At 38.7% G+C, this 19201-nt stretch carries 27 protein-coding genes; 12 read left to right on the plus strand and 15 right to left on the minus strand.

Annotated features, from left to right (window positions below; all coding sequences use genetic code 11):
* Both ACNQO6_RS00005 and ACNQO6_RS00010 read right to left on the minus strand, forming a co-directional pair.
* Positions 1–422 (minus strand): hypothetical protein (locus ACNQO6_RS00005; RefSeq protein WP_440207723.1); only part of this gene is annotated, 422 nt, incomplete at its 3' end.
* A gap of 745 nt (positions 423–1167) precedes the next feature.
* Positions 1168–1353: a hypothetical protein gene (locus ACNQO6_RS00010; protein ID WP_440207724.1), complete on the minus strand. Its 186-nt coding sequence runs from the start codon at positions 1351–1353 to the stop codon at positions 1168–1170.
* A gap of 316 nt (positions 1354–1669) precedes the next feature.
* On the opposite strand from ACNQO6_RS00010, the gene ACNQO6_RS00015 reads away from it, so the two are divergent.
* A complete protein-coding gene (locus tag ACNQO6_RS00015; protein ID WP_440207725.1) occupies positions 1670–2323 on the plus strand; it encodes a CatA-like O-acetyltransferase, family 1 in 654 nt (217 codons plus the stop codon).
* Positions 2324–2482: 159 nt separating this feature from the next.
* Here the strand turns inward: ACNQO6_RS00015 and ACNQO6_RS00020 are convergent, their stop codons facing one another.
* From ACNQO6_RS00020 to ACNQO6_RS00075, 12 genes are all read right to left on the minus strand, one after another.
* A complete protein-coding gene (locus ACNQO6_RS00020) occupies positions 2483–2716 on the minus strand; it encodes a hypothetical protein (protein ID WP_440207726.1) in 234 nt (77 codons plus the stop codon).
* Between the two features lie 173 nt (positions 2717–2889).
* Positions 2890–3423 (minus strand): DUF4189 domain-containing protein, encoded by a 534-nt coding sequence (locus ACNQO6_RS00025; protein WP_440207727.1) that lies wholly within the window; start codon positions 3421–3423, stop codon positions 2890–2892.
* Positions 3424–3469: 46 nt separating this feature from the next.
* Complete coding sequence (locus tag ACNQO6_RS00030) at positions 3470–3685, minus strand: hypothetical protein (RefSeq protein WP_440207728.1); 216 nt, start codon at positions 3683–3685, stop codon at positions 3470–3472.
* Between the two features lie 310 nt (positions 3686–3995).
* Positions 3996–4490: a leucine-rich repeat domain-containing protein gene (locus ACNQO6_RS00035; RefSeq protein ID WP_440207729.1), complete on the minus strand. Its 495-nt coding sequence runs from the start codon at positions 4488–4490 to the stop codon at positions 3996–3998.
* A gap of 225 nt (positions 4491–4715) precedes the next feature.
* On the minus strand, positions 4716–5267 hold the full coding sequence (locus ACNQO6_RS00040; protein WP_440207730.1) for a hypothetical protein: 552 nt from the start codon (positions 5265–5267) through the stop codon (positions 4716–4718).
* Positions 5268–5271: 4 nt separating this feature from the next.
* Positions 5272–5685, minus strand: coding sequence for a DUF1064 domain-containing protein (locus ACNQO6_RS00045; RefSeq protein ID WP_440207731.1), 414 nt, complete (start codon positions 5683–5685; stop codon positions 5272–5274).
* Entirely contained in the window at positions 5682–6539 is an 858-nt protein-coding gene (locus ACNQO6_RS00050; RefSeq protein ID WP_440208055.1) for a DNA cytosine methyltransferase, read from the minus strand. Before ACNQO6_RS00050 ends, ACNQO6_RS00045 begins: the two co-directional genes overlap by 4 nt.
* 116 nt (positions 6540–6655) lie before the next feature.
* Positions 6656–7600 (minus strand): helix-turn-helix domain-containing protein, encoded by a 945-nt coding sequence (locus ACNQO6_RS00055; protein WP_440207732.1) that lies wholly within the window; start codon positions 7598–7600, stop codon positions 6656–6658.
* On the minus strand, positions 7597–7884 hold the full coding sequence (locus ACNQO6_RS00060; RefSeq protein ID WP_032882748.1) for a hypothetical protein: 288 nt from the start codon (positions 7882–7884) through the stop codon (positions 7597–7599). The genes ACNQO6_RS00055 and ACNQO6_RS00060 overlap by 4 nt, the downstream gene beginning before the upstream one ends.
* On the minus strand, positions 7881–8165 hold the full coding sequence (locus tag ACNQO6_RS00065; RefSeq protein WP_440207733.1) for a hypothetical protein: 285 nt from the start codon (positions 8163–8165) through the stop codon (positions 7881–7883). Before ACNQO6_RS00065 ends, ACNQO6_RS00060 begins: the two co-directional genes overlap by 4 nt.
* A 63-nt stretch (positions 8166–8228) precedes the next feature.
* Positions 8229–8585, minus strand: a complete 357-nt coding sequence (locus tag ACNQO6_RS00070) for a hypothetical protein (RefSeq protein WP_032872090.1) — start codon at positions 8583–8585, stop codon at positions 8229–8231.
* Between the two features lie 8 nt (positions 8586–8593).
* Positions 8594–8779 (minus strand): Cro/CI family transcriptional regulator, encoded by a 186-nt coding sequence (locus ACNQO6_RS00075; protein ID WP_440207734.1) that lies wholly within the window; start codon positions 8777–8779, stop codon positions 8594–8596.
* 102 nt (positions 8780–8881) lie between these two features.
* Between ACNQO6_RS00075 and ACNQO6_RS00080 the strand changes: the two genes are divergently transcribed.
* From ACNQO6_RS00080 to ACNQO6_RS00120, 9 genes are all read left to right on the plus strand, one after another.
* Positions 8882–9550, plus strand: coding sequence for a LexA family protein (locus tag ACNQO6_RS00080; RefSeq protein ID WP_440207735.1), 669 nt, complete (start codon positions 8882–8884; stop codon positions 9548–9550).
* A 51-nt stretch (positions 9551–9601) separates the two neighbouring features.
* On the plus strand, positions 9602–9841 hold the full coding sequence (locus tag ACNQO6_RS00085; RefSeq protein WP_440207736.1) for a hypothetical protein: 240 nt from the start codon (positions 9602–9604) through the stop codon (positions 9839–9841).
* 335 nt (positions 9842–10176) lie between these two features.
* Positions 10177–10632, plus strand: a complete 456-nt coding sequence (locus ACNQO6_RS00090; RefSeq protein WP_440207737.1) for a hypothetical protein — start codon at positions 10177–10179, stop codon at positions 10630–10632.
* Positions 10633–10634: 2 nt separating this feature from the next.
* The gene (locus tag ACNQO6_RS00095; RefSeq protein WP_440207738.1) at positions 10635–11009 is read left to right on the plus strand and encodes a hypothetical protein; all 375 of its coding nucleotides are present in this window, start codon (positions 10635–10637) and stop codon (positions 11007–11009) included.
* Positions 11010–11019: 10 nt separating this feature from the next.
* The gene (locus ACNQO6_RS00100) at positions 11020–11784 is read left to right on the plus strand and encodes an ERF family protein (RefSeq protein ID WP_440207739.1); all 765 of its coding nucleotides are present in this window, start codon (positions 11020–11022) and stop codon (positions 11782–11784) included.
* Between the two features lie 9 nt (positions 11785–11793).
* The gene (locus ACNQO6_RS00105; RefSeq protein WP_440207740.1) at positions 11794–13119 is read left to right on the plus strand and encodes a hypothetical protein; all 1326 of its coding nucleotides are present in this window, start codon (positions 11794–11796) and stop codon (positions 13117–13119) included.
* A gap of 142 nt (positions 13120–13261) precedes the next feature.
* Complete coding sequence (locus ACNQO6_RS00110; protein ID WP_440207741.1) at positions 13262–13963, plus strand: helix-turn-helix domain-containing protein; 702 nt, start codon at positions 13262–13264, stop codon at positions 13961–13963.
* A gap of 88 nt (positions 13964–14051) precedes the next feature.
* Positions 14052–14324, plus strand: coding sequence for a pyocin activator PrtN family protein (locus ACNQO6_RS00115; protein WP_440207742.1), 273 nt, complete (start codon positions 14052–14054; stop codon positions 14322–14324).
* Between the two features lie 79 nt (positions 14325–14403).
* On the plus strand, positions 14404–15510 hold the full coding sequence (locus ACNQO6_RS00120) for a DUF2971 domain-containing protein (protein ID WP_440207743.1): 1107 nt from the start codon (positions 14404–14406) through the stop codon (positions 15508–15510).
* A gap of 33 nt (positions 15511–15543) precedes the next feature.
* Here the strand turns inward: ACNQO6_RS00120 and ACNQO6_RS00125 are convergent, their stop codons facing one another.
* On the minus strand, positions 15544–16689 hold the full coding sequence (locus ACNQO6_RS00125; RefSeq protein ID WP_440207744.1) for a site-specific integrase: 1146 nt from the start codon (positions 16687–16689) through the stop codon (positions 15544–15546).
* Between the two features lie 190 nt (positions 16690–16879).
* Here ACNQO6_RS00125 and ACNQO6_RS00130 point away from each other — a divergent pair, with 190 nt between their 5' ends.
* Complete coding sequence (locus ACNQO6_RS00130) at positions 16880–18727, plus strand: ABC transporter ATP-binding protein (RefSeq protein WP_440207745.1); 1848 nt, start codon at positions 16880–16882, stop codon at positions 18725–18727.
* Entirely contained in the window at positions 18727–19167 is a 441-nt protein-coding gene (locus ACNQO6_RS00135; protein ID WP_440207746.1) for a MaoC family dehydratase, read from the plus strand. The genes ACNQO6_RS00130 and ACNQO6_RS00135 overlap by 1 nt, the downstream gene beginning before the upstream one ends.
* The last annotated feature ends 34 nt before the right edge of the window (positions 19168–19201 follow it).

The following is a 19201-nucleotide window of genomic DNA, read 5'->3' on the forward strand; positions in this document are numbered from 1 at the left end:
TTTAAACTTTTAAGCCACTGATCAGCATGGCTCGCCTCAATCTGCGTTGGTCCTGTTTCATCAATCTTGTATCGAGTAGATGATTCAACCTTGACAACGGTATAACCCTTCTGCCAAGCCTGATCATATTTATCCAGGCTCCAAGCTTTACTTGCCAATTTACCTTTACGTCCTCCTGACCAGGGTCCACCAGCAATCTCAATTAAGATCCGGTGCTCAATAAGATGGAAGTCATAACGCCAATGTTTTGTTGATTTGAACTGGAATAGTTTTTCGTACTTGATCTCAAAGATCTGTAAAGCACGCTCCATATCTTTAAAGGTATCTAGATAAGCTTGTTTTGCTTTCGGCAGTGGTCTACTTTTAGGTTTGGTTTTGGGTAGGCTTTTTCTAGTGCATTTCAAATATTCATACTCATTCAATTCAGCTCAACCTTATTTCTATCATTTAAATACAAATACCATCATTGGAGGAAACTGCACGACAAATACTGACGCTCAATTGACTTAGTATTTATCCCAACAAATGATTTATAATAAAAAACACCACGAATCAGTAAGTAATGCGTGGTGTGAAAAAAGTTATTCAATATGATTTATAAGGGAGTGCACTATGCACCAAAAAAATAAAATTTCTGTAATATGGATTGTGTTGCTGGTAGCACCTGTCTACCAACAACACAATAATTTTCAACTCAGCCAACCAATATTTAATTTGGAGGTAAGTCAAATAGTCAACAATTAAGGAGTGTTAACTTTCAGGAGGCAGCGTCGGCAAACTATGCCTCCTGATTCAATATTAAACCAATGCTTTATTACTAGCAATTAAACCTTGCTATTTCCACTTTTCTCTCGGCAACCTCTTAACCAATCCAGTTTTTCAATGGCCAAAAAAATCGCTCATCTAATTAAGCGATCTGTTCTTGTGTAAGGCCTTTAGTTGTACAACTACCCACATGCTTTAATTCTTGTTCAGTTTCCCATATCTCATTATCGATATTATTAAAGATGGTATCTCCAAACAAGAAAATAAAAAGCCCCGCAATAACTAGTATGTTAGCGGGGCTTCTTGTGCCGAAATACGCTCGGTGAGTTGAATCCTATCGCGCCTATGTGTGTGATAATAAAAAACCTCCCGAAGGAGGTTTAATGATTATAAGCAGAAAAATTAACAATTACCTTTTTTCGCTTGCCCTGGAGGACAGAATCGACCATTTCCATGGCCCTCATAGTAGCGCCCATCAATTAAACGGCCGCCTGGATCAACAACAACACTTCCTTCTGGAGTGTGAACAGCACACGCTGTTAAACTTACACCACTCATCACAGCAACAATTAATAAAAGCTTTTTCATAACTAACTCCATTTACTATAGGAATAAAACTAGCTTGATGGTTTTGCAATCAAAATTTAGTCATCAAAGCATTTAATTTTCATCAAATTCTACGTTTACACCTTGGTGTTATCGACTGCTTTCTTGCGAGTTCACAGTTAACTTTATCACCCTTTGCTACATCCTGAATTGCGATTATGAGCTTTTTCAATAAATAGTCGTGTAGTAATTAAAAATTTTGGATGCAATTCAGTATTCGTTATACTCATTAATAAGCTACTTAGCTCAAATGTTTAACGCCATTTCTATGTTAATAGATGATTTTTTGTGAGGTTTCATGTCTGACTACAAGGTAATTGATAAAGAAAATTGGCATAGAAAAGATCACTTCGACTTTTACAATAAATTTGATAATTCATGCTTTAATCTATGTGTTCCTATCAAAGCACAAAAACTATATGAATTTGCCAAGGATAATAACGAGTCATTCTTTCAACTAACATTGTTCGCCATCCTACAAGCAGCCAATTCTGTACCACAAATGAAACAGCGATTGTTAGGTGCAGATATCATTGAGTATTCAACAATTAACGTAATGACTCCAATAATGACTACTCGAGAAGCATTTCGACAAGTAATGTGCAATTTTGAACCTAATTTTTCAATATTTTCTGATCAGTTATCTCAAAAAATTATTGATGTAAAAGACTCGAAAGCTGGACCGATGATTGTACAAGGTGAAAATTTCTTCTGTGCAAGCTGCCTACCATGGCTTCACTTCTCATCAATTACCCATGCTGAATACCATTTCAGCGCAGCTGTTCCCACCTTAACTTGGGGTAAATTGGAAAAAGGTGTAATTCCTATCTCTTGTAAATTTAATCATTCTTTTGTTGACGGCTTGCATGCCAGCCGCTTCTTCTCGCAGGTAGAGGAAAACTTAAATAGCCCAGATATACTTTATGCAAATGAATTTCAAAAAGACTATTAATTACTCAAATCTCCCATATCCTAAATTATTATATTACTTAATATCAAAGCCCCGCTAAGAACATGTGTGTCTGCCGGGCTTCTTGTGCCGAAATATGCTTGACTAGGTGACTCACAAATTTTCAATTAAATATAAAAAACCTCCCGAAGGAGGTCTTTGTTATTCAATCTTGTAAATAAGCACATTCTTACTTACAACTTGATAAAGCTTGGGTCTTTTTAGTAATTCTAGAAGCTCATTAGGGACATCATCCCCTGTTTCCGCATCTATCCATTTTACTACTGGAGTAACTCTAGAGTTCCAGTTTGAGTCGATGTTCACTAAAGGTTCAATAATTGATTGAATACGAGTTTTAGTTCCAGTCACTATATTTTTTAAAGTAATGATTGTCATAATTCTCTCTCCTTACTTGGAGATTTTTTGTACCATGACCATTTTTTACAATGAGTGAGCCTTTAATAAATTAATGTTATAAGTACGATGTTCTTGTGCATAAAAGTAACTAAATGATATAGGGCTTTCATACTTTATTTGGAATGCACTCAGCACATATTAACTTATAATTTTTACAAACTACATCCAGAATACACGATGCGGCACGTTTGCTGGTTGTTCAAAGAGCAAAAAAGTAATGCAGCTTCTTTGGCCTTATCCTCTGAAACATTATATTTAATTTCTGATTTTTGGCCCTCATTAATTGGATCGGCTATAGCAACACAGCCATTTTTATATGTATGTGATAGCTCACATTTTTGTCCACCATCCTTCTGACATCCTTTTAATGCATTTGTTTGGGCCTCTTCTTTAGATTTAAAATTTCGTGTAGAACCAAATGCTCGGCCCTTTAAGCCTTTACTTTTGTCTTCAGCAATCGCTCCCCACAATGTTCCAGCCATAGGGTACAAGCTCGGATTATTATTGGTATTTTCACCACCACTCCCACCAGGAATTGGCGCACACCCCTGAACACCCTGCCCACCTATTGGATAATAACCTGGAGGACAATTCCCTTCAGCATGTGCAGACTCAATACCCAAGAAAACTATTAGAGAAAGAAAAATGGGAAGTTTGAATAGCTGATTACTACTAGTTGTTATCACGTTATTAACTCCTCAATAAAGATAAAAAATAATAAGGGCTTATTTATTAGTCTTTATTTAAAAAATCCCTTGTCCAAGTCAATGTTTCTATTGCTTCTGTATGCGGATGGGAGTAATCACGGATTTCATGATACCGTTCACCAAGTTCTTTCAAGAATTCTTCTTTGATTCCTGGATTATGTTTATCTAATGCCTTAGCAAAGCTCGCCGAAATCGCTGCAATTATTAGATGTGTTTGATTGATTGGATTTTGAGTTCCCATAATAATTCTCCTAGATAAAACATATCTATGATTGATATCACAAAAAAAATCAACCTCACTTTAAAAATATAATTTTGCGTATAAAAAAACCCGCATAATGCGAGCTTTCATTGCTTGGTCATGGTTAAACCGTAATACGACCAGTATAGAAAAACTATACCTTAGATTTCATTAAAACGAAATACCTTTATTCCAGCTATTTTTAAATTTTCTGTTTTCACGTCGGAACTTCAAATTATTAAATTTTTCAAACCTTAGAAAAAAAAAAAGAGCCCATCTTTCGATGGGCTCTTGAATTACTTTTTAAAAGTTAAATTGCTACGATCTTATCTGTAACAGTTGACCAGATAGGAGCTGCTTTATATAGATCAACTGAAGCTGCAGGTACCTTTACAACAATGACAGCATCAAAGTTAAAAGGTGGATAATGGATCTGCTCTAACACTGGTGGAGTAGAAGCAAGAACCGTAATTTCTGTTAGTTTTGTGTACTGCCCAAATGCGCTGTCACCAAGAAACACAACATTTTCTGGAATAACAATTGTTTTAAGAGAATCCCAACCCTGGAAAGCACTGTTTTCAATACGCAATAGTGAATTAGGTAATTTAATTGAAGTTCCCGCAGACCAGTTTTGAAATGCATAATCTCCAATGAGTGTAACCCCTTCTGGAATTTCTAACGATTGAGCTCGGCTCCAATTAAAGAAGAATGGTGCGCGGATCTCAGTGATACCTTCAGGAAGGCAAATATCTTTCTGTTCAATAATTTGTTTAACAAATAATGGTAAAGTCCAGCTAGAAGACATAATAATAACCTCTTAGTTTATTTATAAAGATGATCTGTATGAAGTTACAGATTTAAGATGAAAGCCTTTTTATTGAGTTAATAAAATTCTAGGCATAAAAAAACCCCAATTAAGGGGCAACAAAAAAGCCCGCATAATGCGAGCTTTTTACGCTGAATCATATTTAATCTGCAATATGACCAGTATGTAAAAAATATACCCTAGTCTCCGTTAAAATGGAATCCCCTATTTTTTAATTTCTTTATAAGTGTTCTTTTTATAATCATCAATCGATTTTGCTGCTTCAGAGATTGCAGATTCAATCGCAAGTATCATAAGCTTTTCATATGGTTTCCATGTCATACGATAACGATCAACACTCATTTGATAAGATCGGATTCCTGCATATGTTAACCGTCCTTTAGCAGTATAGTTTTCTTCTAGCTCTGGATCTAAAGCAAAATCAAGCACCATTCTGGCGACTAACCAAGCAAGATGAAACATGGCAATTCGTTCCGGTTCCCTCTTCTTATCTTTTATTGCATTAGTAATAAGAATATTAGCCAGATGTTGGCGAACGTATTCATAGTCACTTTGTGCTTTCCCCTCGAACACAATTAGAGCAGTAACAGACTTCGCCAACTGGGTATCCATTGACGCAATAGCACCCAGACGATCTTGATAGTCCAATGGTTTCTCACCTGTACCATGAATAGATGGTTCCTGACTTGGTGAGCTCACAGTTAGTCCGTGAGTCAACCATTCAAATTTTTCAAACTTCTCAGTAGTTGCACTCATCTACTCATACCTCTCTCACATCAATATTTAAGACCGTTTTCATTAAGTGCTTTTTGTTTCTATAGCTGTCTTTCTTTCTGGTCGCCTCTGATTTCACATCTTCAACAATGTATTGGCCAACGGCGTTGTAATACGTGAAATCTGCAAAATAACGTAATGCTGGCTTGGCTCGTTTTTCTCCATCGAGCTTTGTTTTTGGTGCCAGTTCAAACTTAGTATGGTGCTCTAGACCATATATCTCACCCCGCTGCTGCATAGCCTTGAGCTCGATGTACCGCTTATACTCTTTTTTGCTATCGAAGGTCATCCCATCGCATTCGACCTTACTGGCATTGAACTTATTGCGTTTAGTGGCCTTAGACTGACAAGACAGTTTAAGAATTTCTTCACGATACTGAGCGAGACTCATTGAAGTCATAGGCCACCACCTAAATATTTGAATGCGCTCTTAGCCACGATTGGAACTTGTCCATTTCCAATGGCTTTAAGTCTGTCCACCCGATGGGCCACCCCATCAGCCACTCGACCCAATCTGGGTTCAACCGACCACCATTTCCCCCTTGTGGAGAAACTGCCGTGTTCAACCGAATTTGACGACCTTTTGCTTTTCTTTCCTCTAATGTTTCGTTGCTCCATTTGTCTGCATCGGAAGCATTGGGTGTCGGAAAATTCGCAACAGCTCCTGACAAACCGTTTCTCGGATGAGGGCTGATTCTCCCTCTTTTGTTCCAGTCCGAAGCTTTGGGTGTTGGCCACATATTCACAGTCGATTCCAGACAAGGACTTTTCCGATTTCTCTCTGATAGGCAATCCATTCTCTTCGCATCCGATGCTTTGGGAGTAGGCAACAATCCAGAGCCTGTCGCGGATATGGGGCGCTCCAAAGTTAGATGCTGAAAAACGTGTCCAGTGCGCGTCATACCCCATTTGGGCAAGGTCACTGATGACTCGGGCAAGTCCTCTGGAAACAAGCATTGGTGAGTTTTCCACCCAGATTTCTCTAGGTCGAACTTCACTGATAATTCGTGCCATTTCTGACCAAAGTCCTGAACGTTCCCCATCGATCCCTGCGCCTTTTCCTGCAGATGAGATGTCCTGACATGGAAATCCGCCAGATATAACATCAACAATTCCCCGCCATGGTTTTCCGTCAAAAGATTTAATGTCAGACCAAATTGGGAAAGCCGGGAGAATTCCATCATTTTGTCGTTGCGCCAAAACTTGTGCGGCGTAGGCATCACGTTCAACTGCGCACACTGTTGTACATCCCATGAGATGCGATCCGAGTATTCCGCCACCAGCGCCTGCGAAAAGAGCCAACTCATTTAAACCACCTTTATTTTTAAATTTTTCACTCAAACTAACTGTCAACGGATTAAGAGGTTGATTCACGCTGCATCCCCCTTGTGTTCATTGCTGATATTGATCAGGTACTCGGCCCATTTCTTGAGGTTTGCAGGGTCTTTGAGCATTGGTTCCAAACGCTTAGCCAGTTGCTCATAGCTTTCGTTACCATGTGAATATTTAGCGAACTCAGGTAAACGGGATAACTTGCCTGCAAAGAAATGTCTTTGTTTGTCAGTCAGCGTGCCTTTGGATTTTGCTGGTTGCTTCTGATTCGGTTGAGAAGAGTTTTTCAAACGGTCCTGTTTTGCTTTCGCTTCAAGTAACCAGTTTGCAAAGTGGTAAATCATGAGTTCATCACAAAGGTTCTTTTCCGCATTGAACAATTCAAAAGCTTTATGCTCACGGTTGAACCATGTTGATGAGATGATCTCATTTGTATCGATCTCAGGATTTGCTTGAGCAATTTCCAAACTCAATTTTTTTGAACAGAACCAGTGGTTTTTATTTTTAGATTCTACTGATAGATTCTTTGATAGATTCCGTGTACCAATATTGGTACTGTTTAATGGAAATGTTGGTACTCTTTCATGGAAATGTTGGAACTGTTCCAATGTTGGTACTGTTTCAAAATCCGAGCCTTGGCTATCAAGGCTTTCATCATCTAAGTGTTCCAACGTTGGTACTGTTTGTTCACGACCTTGTACACCAATTAATCGATACACAATTACCTGCTTGGTTCTACCCTTTCTCTCACCGGTATCAAAAATAACACCCTCTTCAATCAGCTCTTCCAATATCTTAAAAAGCGTCTTCTTATTGATTTGGCAGTCCTCAGCTAATCGACCTGTACTCGGATAACAGCAATGCTGCTCATCCGCTCGATCAGCCATGGATAACAAGACTAATTTCTTCAACGCTGGGGATGATCCACCCTTCACTTGTGTGAATTGCTTTTTCCAAGCCCAGACAGTTGCATCTAAACTCATAATTCATTCACCTTAGGTCTTAAATATCCGCCCATGTATTCAATCTTTTGGGCTTTATACAAACTCGTTTCTATTTCGCCAGCCAAATGCAAAGTAATGCGACCACGGCGTGCAAGTTGCTGTCTAAACTCTTCACGGGTTATTGCTGCATTTTCTTCGTTGTAGCCGCGCTTACGGAGATTGGCCTTGTTACGCTCAAGCAAATCATTTAAAAGTTTCAATGCCGGTTCATACCAGGATTGGATCGCCTGAAGTTGTTTGTAATCTGGAAGCTTTGTATTCATGAAACCTCCGCTAAAACTTGCTCAATATCTGTCAGACGGCGTTTGGCATTCAACTCAGCAATTGAGGCATGGCGCAATTCAGATTCTGCAGCTGTAACTCGTTGGCCATTCACCAAAATGGTGACTCCACTGCTCTGGAGCCCACAAATATCCTGAACTGTGAAAAGCTCATCTGAGTCAAAAGTTCTGTTGATAAACTCAAGTGGTGTTTTAATTACAATCATATCCCCCACAATGAAATCACTGTTGTGGGTTGATACTTCGTTTGATATATTGATCATGTTCTTGTTTCCTTCAAATAATGAACACCGACCGCCTACCAGCTGCAACTGGAAAGCGGTTTTTTAATATCCAAGTTTTTCTTTTTGGTTACTGATTTCGTCATGGAATAAGTCATCGACCGACTCAATTCGATTCATCCAGCTTTTTGACATCACTAGCAACGCTGCTACCCGTTCCTTATCAATACTTTGATAATCTTTAGGGACAACCTTTAATCCAAGGCAACTCAACAACTCACAAAACAATTCAATTTCAGTCAATCCATTGTTTTTCTTATCAGTTTTCATTCTTGATAATGTGCTTGGATCAACACTTAAATGTTCGGCCAAATCACTTTGGTTATTTGTCGCAAGTGCCTGCAATACTCTTGAAGCGTCATTTCTGGCACTTGCAGATATGTTGATTAATACTTTGCTCATGATATTTCCTAAGCTTGCGCTATTGAACGTTTCAGGGGCTCTTTGCCACTTGCTAGATCTCTAATTTGATATTCACGCGCTAAAGGTATTTTTGCTTCATCCCACTGGCTAATAGCGTTATGTGAGATATCTAATTTTTCAGCAAGTTGTGTTACTGAGCAATTAAGTAAGCTTAAAGCTTCAGATTTGGTCATTTAGGTTACCCATAAAAGTAATTTAACTTACCTTATTTAATAACATAAAACTTACCCTGTCAATTGGTAAGATAACTTACAAATGAAATTGGTGTTTTTGTGATGGAAACTCTTGGGATACGTCTAAAACAACTTCGTAAAGATCGAAAGTTAACTCAGCAGCAATTAGCAGATAAGGTTGGTGTTTCCAAGACATCTATCATTTACTGGGAGAAAGATGAAAATATTCCCAAACATGATAGTCTGGTAGCCCTAGCAGGTTCGTTAGGTTGTAGTATTCAATATTTAATAAATGGATCTGAAAAAGATAAAATTAATAAAGAATGCCAAAATGTCAAAGAAATTAAGACACATATGGCTCCAGTCTTGTCTTGGGTACAGGCCGGTACATTTACCAATGTTCAGGCAGTTGATATGTCACAAGTACAGGAATGGCTTCCTCTACCTGAAGAATGTACAAATTGTTTTTATTTAAAAGTACAAGGAATTAGCAATCAACCTGACTTCCTTGAAGGCGATTATATCCTAGTAGATCCAGATGTTTATTATAACGATATGCAGTCAGGCGATATGGTTGTTGTGAGAAGATTTGAAGATGCGACATTTAAAAAATTAGTAATAGAAACAGATAATACTAGATATTTGCAAGCTCTTAATCCTGAATTCAAACCAAATATTATACCCTTGGATGAACACTGCCACTTTGTAGGACAAGTTATTGATTGCATGCGTTTTACTTACAGAGCAAAAAGAAGATCAAGACCTAGTTAATATTGAATTATATGCCCTACACCATTTTGACAATAGATTAAAGGACATGAAATGTTTGAACTTAATGTAATTGATATATCAGGTGATAGTCCTAAGTCACTGTATGCAAGGGAGTTTGCAACCCACCCGCGCATTGGCGAATGGATTGATATAGAAATAGATGGAGAAAGTACGTTTTTTGAAGTTGTTAAAGTTGCTCATTCAACAAATGGTGGCGATTCAGATTTGTATGTAATGTATCTAGGATTAAGCTTCGAGGTCATCAAGAATCTTTGCAATAAAAATGAATAGTAATATTTCTGAAATCGCTGCATAAATAATTCGGATTATTAATTATTATTCGAATATTTTGATCTCTTGTAATTGCAGAATTATTTTGTATTTATACAAGCCCTCGGTTTTTGTCATATCGAACTTCATAAAACAACACTCAAAAACCCGCCTCATCGGTGGGTTTTCTTATGTCTACAAAATTTTAAAAAGTAAGTTTTAAACAACAATAAGTAATTTTAATTACTATTTAACTTGACCATAAAAGTAAGTTAGCTTACTATTTTACTCGTAGACAGCAAAAAGCCCCGGGATCTTGGCGGATACGACGGGGCTCTTCACTTACGAGGTCCATTATGGAACAAAATGTTTTAAATCACAATCGCAACTACATCTCAGGCAAGACTTTGCTTAAAGGATGTGCTGTAGTCGCTCTCGGTGTAGGTACTTTATCCGGTGCTTATGCTCTTGTTACTAAGCCAGTTGATATCGCCCCTGCCTACAACTACGTAAATACTCAATCAACGTACGGCGTATTAGCAGTTCAAATTACATCTGAAACGACTGGCCAAGCTGTAGTTAATCTTGATGGCTTCCGTGTGTACACAAGCTTTGATTTTAAGTTGGTACCAGACGATAACGGTCAACTCGGTAGCAATGATGAAGCTGTATTTATCTATAACCTGGCTGTTGATCGTGTATTAACACCAACTGGTGGAAGTTATAACGACTTCACCAATGCAGATGACATCCGCAACATGATCACAATGATCACTGCCCACATTGAACAAAACAAAATGGTTCGGGGGTGATCATGAACATTACCAAATTTACTACTCCATTCCGCGAATACTTATTGAAAGATGAGCAAGGCTTCTACCATGTTCGCCTTGGTTCAAAAATCTTTATGGCCAAAGTGTCATTGAACTATACGCCTGATTTCGACAAGGACTTTTTTGGCGGTGCACAGGAACTTGCATTTAACTGGTATTCAGTTCGAGTAAAAGACTCTAAAGACGCTGAGCCACGTCAAGTTACCACGGATGAGCTTTCTATCCCATGGGTCAAGCGTGAGTTAAAGCGTGCCGTTAATGAACAACGTTCAAAAGAACGCAATGCACGTAATAGCCAAATTTCCCGCTACAGCGCCAACCAGCGCACCGCTTACCACAACGCACGTTCTAATTAAGGGGATTGTCATGTCACAACAACAAAATCAGTCTGCTGAATTGGATGTGTTACGCACTATTCAGCAAGAATTAAAGGCACCAAAGAGCAAATTTAATAAATTTGGTAATTTCCACTACCGCAGCCTTGAGGACATCCTAGAAGGTGTAAAACCATATTTGGCACAACATGGTGCAAGTCTGGTCCTTACAGATGAAGTTCAAGAGCTAGGATCTGTTCTAGTTCTTACTGCCAAGGCTGTTTTTACCGATGCTACTGGAAAACAAACAGTTGTTACAGCGCATGCTGGTGTAGATATCAATAAGAAAGGTATGGATATTGCCCAAACCTTTGGCGCATCGAGTTCATATGCCCGTAAATACGCATTGAATGGCTTATTCCTTATCGACGATACACAAGATGCTGATACTGATGCATACCAACAACAAACTGGTGCGCAGAGTCAAAATAATCAGCAAGGCCGAGGCCAAAATCAACAAAACGCGAATGGCCAGAACAACCAACGTAGTAATTACCAGCAAAATCAAAATACGGCTGCTCAGCAACAAAATCAGCCAGCACAAAAATCTATGGGCCAGCGCTTCCAGGATGCCTTGGTCTCTATTAGCAAGGCGAATAAGCCTGCAACTTTAGAAAAGGCCTTGAGTACATTTAACGGCACTAATTTTTATGCCGGCATCAGAAAAGCATGCCAGGCACGTGCCGACCAGCAAGGCTGGGAATTACCTATGCCATCGCAAGCCCACAATCAACAAAACAACCAAATGCATCACTAGGACATGGCTATGAATAATATTTTAAATGCCCAAGAGGCTTTCACTGCCCTACAAAAAGGTAAAACAGTACTGTGCCGTTACGCTGGTGATGGCGCTCTTCATGCAGATAAAGATTTCAGCACTCTGGACCAAATGCGAGCAACTGTTTTTGGTCTGCCTAATTATGAATTTTGTATTCAATTAGAAATGTTGGAGATGGCCGGAATTAAATTTACTAAGCCTTGTGATTTAGACGAATTGGAGAGTGGCCAAGAGATTTATGTCTGCATCTTTCCATGCGCTGAGATTCATAAAACTAGATTTGATAATAGCTCTGATGTGCTCAATTTCATTCGTTGTGGCGTAGTCCAGCGTGACGAGGAAAATGCAAAACTGCAAATGAAAGCCTATCACTCTTTTTTGGGGTTGGATCTCGCAGTAACGGTTAATGGTGTTCCTGGCACTGAGAAAAAATCGAGAAATAAGCGCCCAACTAAAAAAGAAATCGAAGCGCATAAAGATGTAATTCTTGATGCAATTGCAACTTGCATTGATACAGATGAGGTTGAAACCGTTTGTTCCGGGTTAGACCAGCACAATTTTAGTGATGAGCAACTACAAGCCATCACCAGTGCCAAAACAGCAAAACTGGAATCATTAGCTGCAGAGAATATTGAAGATTTCAAAGATCAATTAGCAGCTGATACCCCGCATCCAGGCGAATTTGAATGTGATCTTTCAGTTTTATGTGATGCATTCATAACTGATATTGAAAATGCACAAAATGAGGATGAGCTTAAATCTATCCGGATCCGTATCAACATGAACGGCGAGCTTTCAGAAGTTGAACATGCCGAACTGGCTACACGGTTAAATTTAAAGGCTGATACTTTGGCCAAACAAATGGAACCGGTTCAACCAGAACGTGTTACTGCAGCTGCAGTCGCTCAGGTAATGAAATCGAATGAAGGTATCCACTACTTTGAACAGGTAAAAAAAGAGACAGCCGAGTGGAATACTCAACTGCAAGAATTACTTGCAAGACTTGCTGAAACTAAAACACCGGAAGAAGCGAATGCCCTCGTCCGCTATACAAAGTCATGGACTGAGGAACAGCGCCAGCCTTTATTACGCGCTATCAGTCGTCGCCTGCAGGAATTCCAAAATCCACAACCTAAGGCTGAACCATCATTAATGGTGAAGATCCAGACCGCGCCTGATCTAACAACTTTGGATGCCCTTGAGATCGATGTCGGCAGCCTAGATCCGGTCATTCAGTCAGACATGATGCGAATCGTTACTACCCGTCGCCTGCAGCTGGAAAATGCGGCCAACGATGAGGGCCAAGCATCGTGAAATTCAACTATTCCACCATTACCCGAACACTCACAGTGTTCGGGGGCAACATGACTCATATTTTCGACAATGTAAATGAGTCTGAAATTCTGGCCCACGTAGCCAATGCAAAGTTAAAAGAAGCGACTTGGAGAAAAAGAAAGTGAATACAGTACCTGAAAAATTGAATGCAATGAAACCCCAAGATCGTTGGGAATGGTTCGATCGACAAAAAGACATTTTACGTGAAGCTGCAAAGTCTGGTACCAAGGCTGAGTTTACGTCTGAGCTTGCTGAAGCATTCATGTATATGTCTGATATCGCTGATCTGAAATACTGTGAAATAATGACCATGCACCACAATGCAATCGTGGTTGTTGCCAGTGCTCTTATTGAAAGTGATTTTGATATTGCCCGTGATTGGCTCTTAAATCTTGTTGAGCAGGCAGATGAAGTTACCTGGCAAATGTATTCCAGTGCTCAAGAGTTCTATGATCGTAATCAATTAAATTGGCCGGATACCATTCAGGACCATCAGGAAAATATTGCTCAGTCAAAAGTGAAAGCCAAAGAAGATCAAGAAAAATTTGATGTTTGGTATAAACAGAATATTGATCCACTCCTAAAGAGCGGTGGATCAATTAAAAAACCTACTTTTGGTGTGTTGCGTGAGGATGATATTGATCAGGCAATTCAAGAAGGTAAAACCAAAGATTTAATTGAACATCTGGAAGATATCATTGTTCAAAAAGCATTAACGGCAACCCATGGCAATCTAACCCAAGCAGCCGAATTAATCAGCCTTAATCGGGGCACTCTGGCAAAGCGTAATAAACGCTTCCTTCAAAAGAGGGCTGCAGCATGAATATTGAAAACTTAAGACAAGAATTTGAAGCAATTCCAAAAAATATCAGGTTGCTACGTGTCGCAAAAGCGGATGCGGAGGGTTAAAGATGGGAACATTTCAATTAAATACTGCTGACCTTCTATTTTTTAAATATAGGTCTATAACCCCTACTTTAATGGAGGTAGTAAATGATTATTTTCCACATTTAAGTAAAGCTGAGGCATTAAGAAAAGCTGGGGATCAGGCTTTTCCATTCTCAGTATTTAAACTAGATAAAAGCAAAAGAGCACCGTATTTAGTTAACATTAATGATCTTGCTAAGGTTTTAGATGCAGAATACGAGAAAGCGACGAGTGATCATACTAAGCTTCATCAATGAAGCTTAGTAATAATTAAATAATCTAACAACAAGTTCAATTTTTTTGTATATTACACTCTTAATTTTTTAGGGGATATACATGAATTTACTTTACAAATACTATCGTTCTAACATTTTTTTTGAAAAAGCCATTCGTTATAATGAGATTTATTTCTCAGAAAATAATGAACTTAATGATCCTCACGATCTTAAAGTAAACTTCAAATTCGACGATAACCCAAATTTATGGAAAGAAGTTTTAGCTCTACCAACTCAATTTCAAAACAGAGTTTTTCCTGACTGGAATTTAAATTTACATTTTGACATTGAAAATCCGAAATTATTACAAGGTATCAATAATATTTTTAAAGAAAAAATTATTGATACACAGGCATCAACTTTAAATAACCTATTAGAAGATCAGAAAGAAGAAATTAAAAATTTATTTAAAGATTTCAAATTAGAAAGTAAAACCAACACTTTTCAAGGAATTGATTCCTTAGATCTACTATCTACTTTCTTGAAAGAGAAACTTACACAAGCGACAAATATTAATTTATATAGCGCTTCATTTTCAGCCAACCCCTTAAACCCTTTAATGTGGGCTCATTATGCGGATGGTTTTAAAGGATGCGTAGTAATTTATAAAACTACTTCAAATTATGATTTTTATTTAAAAAATCACTATGAATCCAAAGAGTTTCAGCCCTATAAATTTGAAAAAGTTACATACAAAGATGGTGATAAAAATATCTCTTTGCTTGAATCTGCTCTTAAGAAAGAACGAATTTTAATAAATGCATGTATTCAAAAAAGTAACTTTTGGGAGTATGAGGACGAATATAGACTACTTACAAGCATTACACTTGAATCACTTTTGAAAGCAAACTCCCCCGAGGAGATTACACCAATTAGAGAAAGAATAATGTATCATGACCCTAGAATGATCCTAGGAGTCATATTTGGACCGAGATGTACGGCAAAATTCAAACAGAAGATTGAATTAACTCTAAGAGACAACCGTATCTACTGTAACAACGATTTTAATCCTCAGTTTTTCCTATTTGATACTAATCTCACAACTGAAGGCAAAATAAAAATAACTCGAGCGAAAGAAAACATTCATAGAGATTCACTCATGCGAAAATATGAAAATCTGGAGCTTGATAAGCTTCTATCTGACCTAAAAATTGTAGAGAAAAAGTAAAAGGTACTTATCATCATTAGAATTATTTGATTATTAGGCTTCATTTATGAAGCCTAATAATTCACCCAAAGTCATGACATTTCTTCTTTTTCTAACCGAAACATATCTTTGTAATGTTTCCCAAGACTCATGTAAGCTGACCTGCTGAATTTGAGGAATGGTAAAACCCTTCTCTGCTAAACGAGTACACCCTTCATGTCTAAAATCATGGAATCTTAAATCCTCAATTCCAAGAATTTTACAGGTTTTAGTGAATTCAGAAGCAATTGTATTGGGATTTAATGGCAGAAGAAGATTCTTATTTAGTCCAGTTTTATACATACGTTTTCTTATTTCTGGATTCATGAATATCTCTATTATTTTTTCGCATGATTCATCAATAGGAAATTCCCTATTATTTCCTAATGACCCCTTTGGGCTTTTGAGATTCTTAACAAGCCATGTTCGATTGTGATCATCATAGTTATCAAGCCACAATCTTGTCAGTTCTGATTCTCGCCGGCATGAAAAAATAGCTAATAGAATAATGTAGTGCATTGGATAACGGCTATTGGTACTTTTGTTCCATTTATTTGCAAAAAACTTAAGGAGTTGTTTCAATTCATCATTTGTTGGAAGTCTATCTCTTTTAGTAGTTGGTAGTATCTGTCTAGTTTTCCTTAGTTGAGCTGTAGTTTTATCAAAACTATTAATGTCAACTTCCATATCCCACATTATAGATGCATGTGACATTACACTTCTAACTTGAAGTAGCTCATTCTGGATTGTACTTGGTGAAACGCTTGCTAATCCTAATTTTCCATATCCCTCTTTTCGAAGTCTCACATGATCGGAGATATCATTTGGCTTAAGCATCCTTAATGTTTTTTTTGCCAAGGGAAATTTTTGCAAAAGTTTTAAGGTGTTTACTTTACTTTTGCTATAAACACCATCAACCTCGACAAGATATTTTTGGATTGCTTCACCAATTGTCATATTAAATTGGCTATTCTTACCTGCAAGTAGCTCGGGTTTTTCATTTAATTCCTTTTCCCTTTTAAAGAGCCAGTTTTCTGCTATCCTACGAGAACTAAAAGTCTTACTTTCCTTGAACTCAGGATGATCTTTGCGATTAATGCGAATCTCAGCTCTATAGCGAATAGTTCCATCCGCAAGGCTTCGCATTCTGATTGAACCCATGTAATTTACGCCTTAATGTTTTTCATTATTATGGCGTAAATAAAGGCGTAAACTGCAACTGTTTAACTCAAGTTAAAACGTGTTCGCGCATGTTTTAACTTATTAAAATGTTCTACATAAGTACATGTTTTTATTAGTCTAAATATTTACCTTTTAACTTTCAGAAAGTTATAGATATAGGAAGAAAACAATGCTGCGATGGTTTGAGAAGCTAGTCGATCCATACCCTACTAAAGACTTACACAAACCATTACCGACGACCTTTTTTGCTTTCGTTTGGCAATCGACTCAAGGCATTCGCCCTTTTCTATTTTTACTGATTGCATGTACTGCTGCAGCGGCCTGTTTTGAAGCTTTATTCTTTTCCTATATTGGTAAATTGGTCGACTGGCTCGCCAAAAGTCAACCCAGCACCTTTTTAGAAACCAATCAGCAGAACTTAACCATTCTGATCAGCATTCTGTTTGCCAATATTTTCTTTGTCAGCCTGCAATCGATTATTAAACACCAAGTATTATTCAGTAATTTTCCAATGCGAATGCGTTGGCGTTTTCATAATTTATTACTGCAACAAAGCTTGGACTTCTTCCATACCGATTTCGCTGGACGCCTTTCAGCCAAAGTCATGCAGACTGCGCTGGCAGTACGTGAATTCTGGATGATTCTCGGGGATATGCTGGTTTATGTGCTGGTCTATTTTGTGACCATTAGCCTGGTCATGGGTGCAATTTCGCCAATGTTAATTGTGCCACTGATTTTATGGTTAGTCTTGTTTATTGCGATTGCCAGCTATTTTATTCCACGACTTGGCAGAATATCCCAACAACAAGCCGATGCGCGTTCCGTCATGACAGGCCGAGTCACCGATGCCTATACCAATATTCAGACAGTGAAACTTTTTGCTCATGCAGGTCGTGAAAGCCAATATGCCAAAGAGTCGATGCAGGAATTTATGGTGACCGTGTATAAGCAAATGCGTCTGGGGGTGAAATACCAGATCAGTATTCGTGTACTCAGCGCCTTCCTGTTTATTAGTGTGATTGGAACCTCGGTCTGGCTCTGGACACAAGGTCAGGCGGCAATCGGGGTAATTGCAGCGACCACAGCGATGGTACTCAAGTTAGACAGTCTGGCCGAATTCATCATGTGGCACATTACCATGCTGTTTGAAAATGTCGGTACCATTCAGGACGGGATGAAAACTCTGGGCAAACCGATCCAGATTCAGGACAAGGAAAATGCCACTAAGTTAAAGGTGCAGCACGGCGAGATTCGTTTTGAAGACGTCAGTTTTGCCTACAACCAGAAGAATGTCATTGATCATTTCAACCTGACCATCAAACCGGGTGAGAAAATTGGGATTGTCGGTCGTTCCGGTGCCGGGAAATCGACACTGATTCAACTGCTGCTGCACTTCTATAACATCAACCAAGGTCGTATTTTGATTGATGGACAAAATATTCATGATGTCACCCAAGACAGTCTACGTGCCAATATTGCCTTAGTGACTCAAGATACTTCTCTTCTACATCGTACGGTCGCTGAAAATATTAAATACGGTCGTCCGAATGCGACTGAAGCTGAAATTCAACAGGCGGTGAAAAAAGCCAAAGCGGAAGAGTTTATTCCGCAGCTAACAGATATGAAAGGTCGTGTTGGTTTTGAGGCTTATGTAGGTGAACGCGGGGTCAAACTGTCCGGTGGACAACGTCAACGTATTGCCATTTCACGGGTTTTCCTGAAAGATGCACCGATTTTAATATTAGATGAAGCCACCAGCGCCCTTGATTCCGAAGTCGAAGCGGCAATTCAAAGCAGTTTAAATGACTTGATGGTTGGCAAAACGGTCATTGCAATTGCGCACCGTTTATCTACTATTGCTCAAATGGATCGCCTCATTGTGCTTGATCAGGGCAGAATCGCAGAACAAGGCACACATGAGGAACTGATTGCTCAGGATGGTTTATATGCTCAACTGTGGAAACGCCAGACAGGCGGTTTTCTGGTTGAACAACGGGTAACGCAGGACACAGAATAATGTTGTATTTAGAAGACCTTAATATCGGTGATCGTTTCATCAGCCGTGAATATGAAATGACACTGGAAGAAGTCAAGCAGTTTGCCAATCAATACGACCCGCAACCCTTTCACACCGATGAACAAGCTGCTGCTCAACATCCTATTTTTCAGGGATTAGCCGCAAGCGGCTGGCACACCTCAGCCGTGACCATGCGCCTTTGGACGGAATGTTTTCCGGTTGCCGGAGGATTATTGGGTACAGAATCGAGTTTACGCTGGCCCAGACCGACACGTGCAGGAGATAAAATTCACGTTGAAGTTGAAATTACCGCAATCGTACCGTCTAAAACCAAAATTGATCGCGGTATCGTCAGCTACGTGACTCAAGCTTTGAACCAGCATGGTGATGTGCTATTAATATCGACAACCAAAATTATGGTGTTTAGAAAAGCCGCTTAAGACTTGGACATTCAGTGACTGTTTTGTCCAACAA

Source organism: Acinetobacter calcoaceticus (assembly GCF_051947995.1).
Classification (GTDB): Bacteria; Pseudomonadota; Gammaproteobacteria; order Pseudomonadales; family Moraxellaceae; genus Acinetobacter.

Coding starts and splice junctions, on each gene's coding strand:
- ACNQO6_RS00010 (WP_440207724.1), bottom strand. CDS start 1,353: ATGAAAAAGCTTTTATTAATTGTTGCTGTGATGAGTGGTGTAAGTTTA.
- ACNQO6_RS00015 (WP_440207725.1), top strand. CDS start 1,670: ATGTCTGACTACAAGGTAATTGATAAAGAAAATTGGCATAGAAAAGAT.
- ACNQO6_RS00020 (WP_440207726.1), bottom strand. CDS start 2,716: ATGACAATCATTACTTTAAAAAATATAGTGACTGGAACTAAAACTCGT.
- ACNQO6_RS00030 (WP_440207728.1), bottom strand. CDS start 3,685: ATGGGAACTCAAAATCCAATCAATCAAACACATCTAATAATTGCAGCG.
- ACNQO6_RS00035 (WP_440207729.1), bottom strand. CDS start 4,490: ATGTCTTCTAGCTGGACTTTACCATTATTTGTTAAACAAATTATTGAA.
- ACNQO6_RS00040 (WP_440207730.1), bottom strand. CDS start 5,267: ATGAGTGCAACTACTGAGAAGTTTGAAAAATTTGAATGGTTGACTCAC.
- ACNQO6_RS00045 (WP_440207731.1), bottom strand. CDS start 5,685: ATGACTTCAATGAGTCTCGCTCAGTATCGTGAAGAAATTCTTAAACTG.
- ACNQO6_RS00050 (WP_440208055.1), bottom strand. CDS start 6,539: ATGGGATGTACAACAGTGTGCGCAGTTGAACGTGATGCCTACGCCGCA.
- ACNQO6_RS00055 (WP_440207732.1), bottom strand. CDS start 7,600: ATGAGTTTAGATGCAACTGTCTGGGCTTGGAAAAAGCAATTCACACAA.
- ACNQO6_RS00060 (WP_032882748.1), bottom strand. CDS start 7,884: ATGAATACAAAGCTTCCAGATTACAAACAACTTCAGGCGATCCAATCC.
- ACNQO6_RS00065 (WP_440207733.1), bottom strand. CDS start 8,165: ATGATCAATATATCAAACGAAGTATCAACCCACAACAGTGATTTCATT.
- ACNQO6_RS00070 (WP_032872090.1), bottom strand. CDS start 8,585: ATGAGCAAAGTATTAATCAACATATCTGCAAGTGCCAGAAATGACGCT.
- ACNQO6_RS00075 (WP_440207734.1), bottom strand. CDS start 8,779: ATGACCAAATCTGAAGCTTTAAGCTTACTTAATTGCTCAGTAACACAA.
- ACNQO6_RS00080 (WP_440207735.1), top strand. CDS start 8,882: ATGGAAACTCTTGGGATACGTCTAAAACAACTTCGTAAAGATCGAAAG.
- ACNQO6_RS00085 (WP_440207736.1), top strand. CDS start 9,602: ATGTTTGAACTTAATGTAATTGATATATCAGGTGATAGTCCTAAGTCA.
- ACNQO6_RS00090 (WP_440207737.1), top strand. CDS start 10,177: ATGGAACAAAATGTTTTAAATCACAATCGCAACTACATCTCAGGCAAG.
- ACNQO6_RS00095 (WP_440207738.1), top strand. CDS start 10,635: ATGAACATTACCAAATTTACTACTCCATTCCGCGAATACTTATTGAAA.
- ACNQO6_RS00100 (WP_440207739.1), top strand. CDS start 11,020: ATGTCACAACAACAAAATCAGTCTGCTGAATTGGATGTGTTACGCACT.
- ACNQO6_RS00105 (WP_440207740.1), top strand. CDS start 11,794: ATGAATAATATTTTAAATGCCCAAGAGGCTTTCACTGCCCTACAAAAA.
- ACNQO6_RS00115 (WP_440207742.1), top strand. CDS start 14,052: ATGGGAACATTTCAATTAAATACTGCTGACCTTCTATTTTTTAAATAT.
- ACNQO6_RS00120 (WP_440207743.1), top strand. CDS start 14,404: ATGAATTTACTTTACAAATACTATCGTTCTAACATTTTTTTTGAAAAA.
- ACNQO6_RS00125 (WP_440207744.1), bottom strand. CDS start 16,689: ATGGGTTCAATCAGAATGCGAAGCCTTGCGGATGGAACTATTCGCTAT.
- ACNQO6_RS00130 (WP_440207745.1), top strand. CDS start 16,880: ATGCTGCGATGGTTTGAGAAGCTAGTCGATCCATACCCTACTAAAGAC.
- ACNQO6_RS00135 (WP_440207746.1), top strand. CDS start 18,727: ATGTTGTATTTAGAAGACCTTAATATCGGTGATCGTTTCATCAGCCGT.